Below are 6,087 nucleotides of genomic sequence, written 5' to 3' on the forward strand. Positions count from 1 at the left end.
CCCACCCAATATTTCCCATCCCGGGACACTCATACCTATGCATTTATCTGAATTAAAGGCGTTACACGTCTCCGCCCTGCTAGAAATGGCAATCGGCCTGGACATCGATAACGCAGCGCGTTTGCGCAAACAAGAACTGATGTTCGCGATCCTGAAAAAGCGCGCGAAATCAGGAGAACAGATTTTTGGCGATGGCGCCCTCGAAGTCCTGCCTGACGGCTTTGGCTTCCTGCGCTCGCCCGACGCCAGCTACATGGCGTCCACCGACGACATTTATATCTCGCCTTCGCAAATCCGCCGCTTCAACCTGCATACCGGCGATTCGATCGAAGGTGAAGTGCGTACGCCGAAAGACGGCGAACGCTATTTCGCATTGGTCAAGGTCGACAAGGTCAACGGCGAATCGCCGGAAGCGTCGAAACACCGCATCCTGTTTGAAAACCTGACGCCGCTGCACCCGAACAAGCCGCTGCCGCTGGAACGCGACATGCGCGGCGAAGAAAACATCACCGGCCGCATCATCGACATGATCGCGCCTATCGGCAAGGGCCAGCGCGGTCTGCTGGTAGCTTCGCCGAAGTCGGGTAAATCGGTCATGCTGCAACACATTGCGCATGCCATCACGACCAACCATCCTGACACCGTGATGATCGTGCTGCTGATCGACGAACGTCCGGAAGAAGTGACCGAAATGCAGCGCTCGGTGCGCGGCGAAGTGGTTGCCTCCACTTTCGACGAACCGGCTACGCGTCACGTCCAGGTTGCCGAAATGGTGCTGGAAAAAGCCAAGCGCCTGGTGGAAATGAAAAAGGACGTGGTGATCCTGCTGGATTCGATTACCCGTCTGGCGCGCGCTTACAACACCGTGATTCCGGCTTCCGGCAAGGTGCTGACCGGTGGTGTCGATGCTAACGCGCTGCAACGTCCGAAGCGTTTCTTCGGCGCCGCCCGTAACATCGAAGAAGGCGGTTCGCTGACCATCATCGCTACCGCCCTGATCGAAACCGGCAGCCGCATGGATGACGTGATCTACGAAGAGTTCAAGGGTACCGGCAACATGGAAGTACATCTGGAACGCCGCCTCGCCGAGAAGCGCGTGTACCCAGCGATCAACCTGAACAAATCCGGCACCCGCCGCGAAGAATTGCTGATCAAGCCTGATCAGCTGCAAAAAATCTGGGTGCTGCGCAAGCTGCTGTACAGCATGGATGAAATCGAAGCGATGGAGTTCATCCTCGACAAGATGAAGTCAACCAAGAACAACGCCGAATTCTTCGACATGATGCGACGCGGCGGCTGATCAAAGTTGCATATGCCGGCTGACGACCATCTCAACCGGCAACCGAAAAAGTCTGATCCATGCAAATGGATCGGACTTTTTTTCGTATGCAGGCTGGCATCGGCTACTGGAAACCGCTGGATCAACAAGCGCACTGGTTAAATGCTATCCTTGCGAACCTCCATTTTTCGCAACGGCACATCATGGCGACAACTCAATCCAGCCCATCGAAATTCGGCACAGTTCTGCGGGTTACCAGCGGTAACTTCATGGAGATGTTCGATTTTTTCCTGTTCGGCTTTTACGCGACCTACATTTCAAAAACCTTTTTCCCGGCCGGCGATGAATTTGCCTCGCTGATGCTGACTTTCATGACTTTCGGCGCAGGCTTTCTGATGCGCCCTTTAGGCGCCATCATCCTGGGCGCGTATGTCGACCGGGTCGGCCGCCGCAAGGGCCTGATCACCACCCTGGCGCTGATGGCGCTCGGCACCATGCTGATTGCCTTCGTCCCTGGTTACGCCAGCATCGGCTATGCAGCGCCACTGCTGGTATTGATCGGCCGCCTGCTGCAAGGCTTTTCGGCGGGAGTTGAGTTGGGCGGCGTCTCGGTCTATCTGTCGGAAATGGCAACGCCGGGCAATAAAGGCTTCTACGTTAGTTGGCAATCGGCCAGTCAGCAGGTCGCAATCATTGTCGCCGCAGCCCTCGGTTTCGGCCTGCAAGTGTGGCTGCAGCCTGCGCAAATCGCCGACTGGGGCTGGCGCATTCCGTTCTTTGTCGGCTGCATGATTGTGCCGGTGCTGTTTGTGATTCGCCGCTCGCTGCAGGAAACCGAGGAGTTCATGGCGCGCAAGCACAAACCCGCTGTGCGTGAAATCCTGCGCTCCATGGTCGATAACTGGGGCTTGGTGATTGCCGGCATGATGCTGGTCTCGATGACGACTGTCTCGTTCTATCTGATCACCGTCTACACGCCGACTTTCGGCAAGAGCGTATTGAAACTCAGCACCATTGACGCGCTGGTGGTTACCTTCTGCGTCGGCATTTCGAACTTCATCTGGCTGCCGGTGATGGGCGCCCTGTCCGACCGCATCGGCCGCAAGCCGCTGCTGCTGGCATTTACCGTCCTCACCATCCTCACCGCCTATCCGGCCTTGTCGTGGCTGGTAGCCGATCCGACCTTCCAAAAGATGCTGATGGTCGAACTCTGGCTGTCATTCCTGTACGCCAGCTATAACGGCGCGATGGTGGTGGCTCTGACCGAAATCATGCCGGTCGAAGTGCGCACTGCCGGCTTTTCCCTGGCTTACAGCCTGGCAACCGCGATTTTTGGCGGCTTTACGCCAGCCATCGCCACCGGCCTGATTGAATACACCGGCGACAAGGGCGCGCCTGGCATGTGGATGACTGCTGCGGCAGTATGTGGCCTATTTGCAACATTATATTTGCACCGTAAAGCCGGCAATCAAAAGCCTGTACCGGCATAAAACCGGAATCGGCCCCAAGGCACTGATTTCATTCATTTTTTCCAGTTAGCGGCCGATTTTATTGTATAATTTACGGTTTTCCACCCCCGGCAAGTGATCGACAATCGGGTCAAGAAGCAAGACGACCGACGAAGTGATTGATTGGCTACCACTCAATTGAGGCAATTATGAAAGACGGCATTCACCCAAATTACCGCGAAGTTCTGTTCCACGACGTATCGAACGATTTCAAGTTCATCACTCGTTCAACTATCCAGACTCGCGAAAACATCACGCACGAAGGTAAAGAATATCCTTTGGTGAAGATTGAAGTTTCGTCGGAATCGCATCCGTTCTACACCGGTCAACACAAAATCGTCGACACCGCTGGCCGCGTTGACAAGTTCCGTAAGAAATTCGGCGCTGTCGGCTCCAAGACTTCGATCGCAAATACTTAATTCGATCGTCAGTTTAAAAAGGCAGCTGCGGCTGCCTTTTTTTGTTTATCGGGATTGGCAGCATAGGCAGAATCCTGCGCCCGGCGCCGCATTGCCGCCAGCTCTTTGATAAATCGTAAAAGAATGTGTGTTTGCTTGAGAATATCAAGCACAAAAACTACGCTCAGCAATAGCGAAGTACCCTGCTATCCGGCACAATACCCAGCAATTCAACATTGAACAAACGCCATTGTGATGAAGCCCGTCCGCCTTCCCGCCTCCGCCACCAGCGCACTGCCACGCTGGGGCCTGTGGGCGCTTGGATTGCTGTATATCCTGCCCGGCCTGATCGGGCGCGATCCTTGGAAAAATGAAGACGCTTCCAGCTTCGGCATCGCCTGGACCATGGCGCATGGCGGCATCGCCGACTGGCTGGCGCCGAACATCGTCGGCCTGCCCATGCCCGGCGAAAGCCCGCTGACTTACTGGATAGGCGCGATTTGCATCAAATTATTCGGCTGGCTGCTGGGCGATCCGCTCGCCGGCCGATTGTCAGCAGTAGGATTTTTCCTGGTCGGCTCGCTGTCGGTCTGGTACGCCACCTACTTGTTGGGGCGGCGCGCCGAGGCACAGCCTTTACGGCTGGCATTCGGCGGCCAGCCCGAACCAAGGGATTTCGGTCGCACTCTGGCGGATAGCGCATTTCTGATTTATCTCGGCAGCCTTGGCCTATTACTGCCAAGCCATGAGCCTATCGCCAAGAGCCTGCAGATTTCACTGGCGGCTTTCGCCATTTATGCAGCGGTGCGGCTGTTTGAAGCACGCAGCCTGCGCAGCGCGGCGTTGCTTGGGCTGACCTTTGGTCTGTTGATCCTGACGCGCGGCTGGGTGCTACCACTGGCTTTGCTGAGCGGTCTGCTAGTGTTAGCCTTGATGCGGGAAAAAGCCATTGCCAGGGATCTGCTGCTGATCACCTTGCCCGTGACAATTGCAGTTGCTGCTGTCTGGTTTGCCGCCAGTTGCGCATTCCTGCCAAATGGCATGAATCGTTTCACGGTTTGGGAAGATTTCAATCTGCGGCAACTCAGCTGGCCTACCTGGACCGCATTATCGTATTACTTTAAATACGGCATCTGGTTTGCCTGGCCAGCCTGGCCGTTCGCCGGCTGGGCCGTGTATGCTTGGCGCGAACAGCGCTCGACGCTGCATATTGCCTTGCCGCTGGCATTTTTCATCAGCCTGACGATCATGCTGTTGCTGAATCCGCATCCGGAAGAATACATCTTGCTGCCTTTGCTGCCGCCGCTTGCAATCCTGGCTGCATTCGGTTTGCCGACCATGAAACGCGGCGCCATCAATGCGGTCGACTGGTTCTCGGTAATGACCCTGACCGCTTGCGCCGCATTTTTCTGGCTGGCCTGGATCGCCAAGGAAAGCGGTTGGCCGGCGCAACTCGCCAAGAACGTCTACAAGCTGGCGCCCGGTTTCAAGCCGGAGTTCAATCTGATCGCGCTGGTGATTGCGCTACTCGGCTCGGTATTCTGGATATTGCTGGTGAACTGGCGCCTGTCGCGCCGGCCCACGGTACTATGGCGTGCCATTGTGCTGTCCTCCGGTGGTGTAATTCTGTGCTGGTTGCTACTGGCGACGCTGTGGCTGCCATGGTTCAACTACAGCAAGAGCTACGCCGGCGTAGCCGCGCAAATCCATCAACACTTGCCAGCCGTCAAACAATGCGTGGACACCAACGTCGGCCCGGCGCAGCGCGCATCGTTTGCCTATTTCGGCGACATCCCGTTTGCGGCATACGGTCAGCCGCATTGCGATTTCCTGCTGTATCAAGACAATATCTCGGTCAAATCCGACGATGCGATCTGGCGCGAATTCAAAGGCGAGTGGAAACTGCTGTGGACCGGCCGCCGGCCTTCGGACCGCGATGAGCGCTTCCGCCTGTACCAGCGGGTCGGTAATTAGTCCTAGCCTGATGGCAGGCGATGTACTCAGAGAAAAACGAATTCATACACAAAGGCTATTGATCGCACCTAAGAAATCAGTCATAATAGCGGACGCGTTGCCGAGATGGCGGAATAGGTAGACGCACGGGACTCAAAATCCCGCGCTGGAGACAGCGTGCCGGTTCGATTCCGGCTCTCGGCACCAACAGACATAAGGCTTCCAGAAATGGAGGCCTTTTTGTTTTGCTCCGTGCAATTAATTTCGAATGCAAACCGAGATCAGAACTGGTGACGCATGCCGACCATCACGCTGCTGCGCGACTTGATGAAATCGGTCGTGGCGCCGCTGGCGTCTTTGCTGATTGGGAAGGCATAAACGTCAAAGACGTTGCTGGCATAGCCTGCATCGATCTTGCTGTAATCGGCTTGCAGATAGACATTGCTGCGCTTCGACAGCTTGTAGTTGAACATGCTGACTACGGTGCGTTTGCTGCCCGATTGTGCACGCTGGCGGTCATAGTAAAAGCCGCCATACAGCTCTACCGCCGGCGTCGCCGCATAGGAAGCGCCGGTCGCCCAGACATCGTTTTTTTGCGGCGTCAGCTTGCTGCGGTGATTGAGATAACTCAGAAAGAGCTTTAGCGCGCCTATCGGATAGAAGCCGCCAGCGCTCCATACCTTGTGATCGGCCACGCCGTTGATGTCGTGCGTCTGCTGGTAGCCGGCGCTGACGCTTGCCTGTCCAAACTCATACGCGAGGCTGCCGCCCGCTTTGCTGCCATTGCGGTTGGCGCCGGCCTGCTCGCCGAAGCCGTACATCAGCGAGCCAGAGAGCGGCCCAGCCTTGTGCTGATACATCAAGGAATTATCCCAGCGGTTGCCGCCGGTGTAGTTGTCGTAGATGAAGCCCGATTCGTAGACATTGGCCCAGCCAAACGGCTCATTGG

The 6,087-nt window shown here is 56.3% G+C and carries 6 protein-coding genes and 1 tRNA gene; 5 read left to right on the forward strand and 2 right to left on the reverse strand.

What is annotated here, in order from left to right; translation table 11 throughout:
• Window positions 1-37: 37 nt before the first annotated feature.
• The 3 genes from rho (at window position 38) to KHU33_RS12985 (ending at window position 3,206) form a co-directional block, all read left to right on the forward strand.
• Window positions 38-1,300 (forward strand): transcription termination factor Rho, encoded by a 1,263-nt coding sequence (gene rho, locus KHU33_RS12975; RefSeq protein WP_061532391.1) that lies wholly within the window; start codon window positions 38-40, stop codon window positions 1,298-1,300.
• Window positions 1,301-1,482: 182 nt separating this feature from the next.
• A complete protein-coding gene (gene tcuC / locus KHU33_RS12980) occupies window positions 1,483-2,769 on the forward strand; it encodes an MFS transporter (protein WP_211463496.1) in 1,287 nt (428 codons plus the stop codon).
• A gap of 167 nt (window positions 2,770-2,936) precedes the next feature.
• Window positions 2,937-3,206, forward strand: a complete 270-nt coding sequence (locus tag KHU33_RS12985) for a type B 50S ribosomal protein L31 (RefSeq protein WP_144742400.1) — start codon at window positions 2,937-2,939, stop codon at window positions 3,204-3,206.
• A gap of 8 nt (window positions 3,207-3,214) precedes the next feature.
• Here the strand turns inward: KHU33_RS12985 and KHU33_RS12990 are convergent, their stop codons facing one another.
• Entirely contained in the window at window positions 3,215-3,376 is a 162-nt protein-coding gene (locus tag KHU33_RS12990) for a hypothetical protein (RefSeq protein WP_211463498.1), read from the reverse strand.
• A gap of 64 nt (window positions 3,377-3,440) precedes the next feature.
• Between KHU33_RS12990 and KHU33_RS12995 the strand changes: the two genes are divergently transcribed.
• Together KHU33_RS12995 and KHU33_RS13000 are read left to right on the forward strand one after the other, a co-directional pair.
• Complete coding sequence (locus tag KHU33_RS12995; protein WP_211463500.1) at window positions 3,441-5,159, forward strand: ArnT family glycosyltransferase; 1,719 nt, start codon at window positions 3,441-3,443, stop codon at window positions 5,157-5,159.
• 99 nt (window positions 5,160-5,258) lie between these two features.
• Window positions 5,259-5,345: transfer RNA gene (locus KHU33_RS13000), tRNA-Leu, on the forward strand.
• A 74-nt stretch (window positions 5,346-5,419) separates the two neighbouring features.
• Here the strand turns inward: KHU33_RS13000 and KHU33_RS13005 are convergent.
• Window positions 5,420-6,087, reverse strand: a 668-nt coding sequence (locus KHU33_RS13005) for a porin (protein ID WP_211463502.1), incomplete at its 5' end; no start/stop codon positions are given.

The sequence above is a fragment of the Collimonas silvisoli genome, from assembly GCF_018305005.1.
Classification (GTDB): domain Bacteria; phylum Pseudomonadota; class Gammaproteobacteria; order Burkholderiales; family Burkholderiaceae_D; genus Collimonas; species Collimonas silvisoli.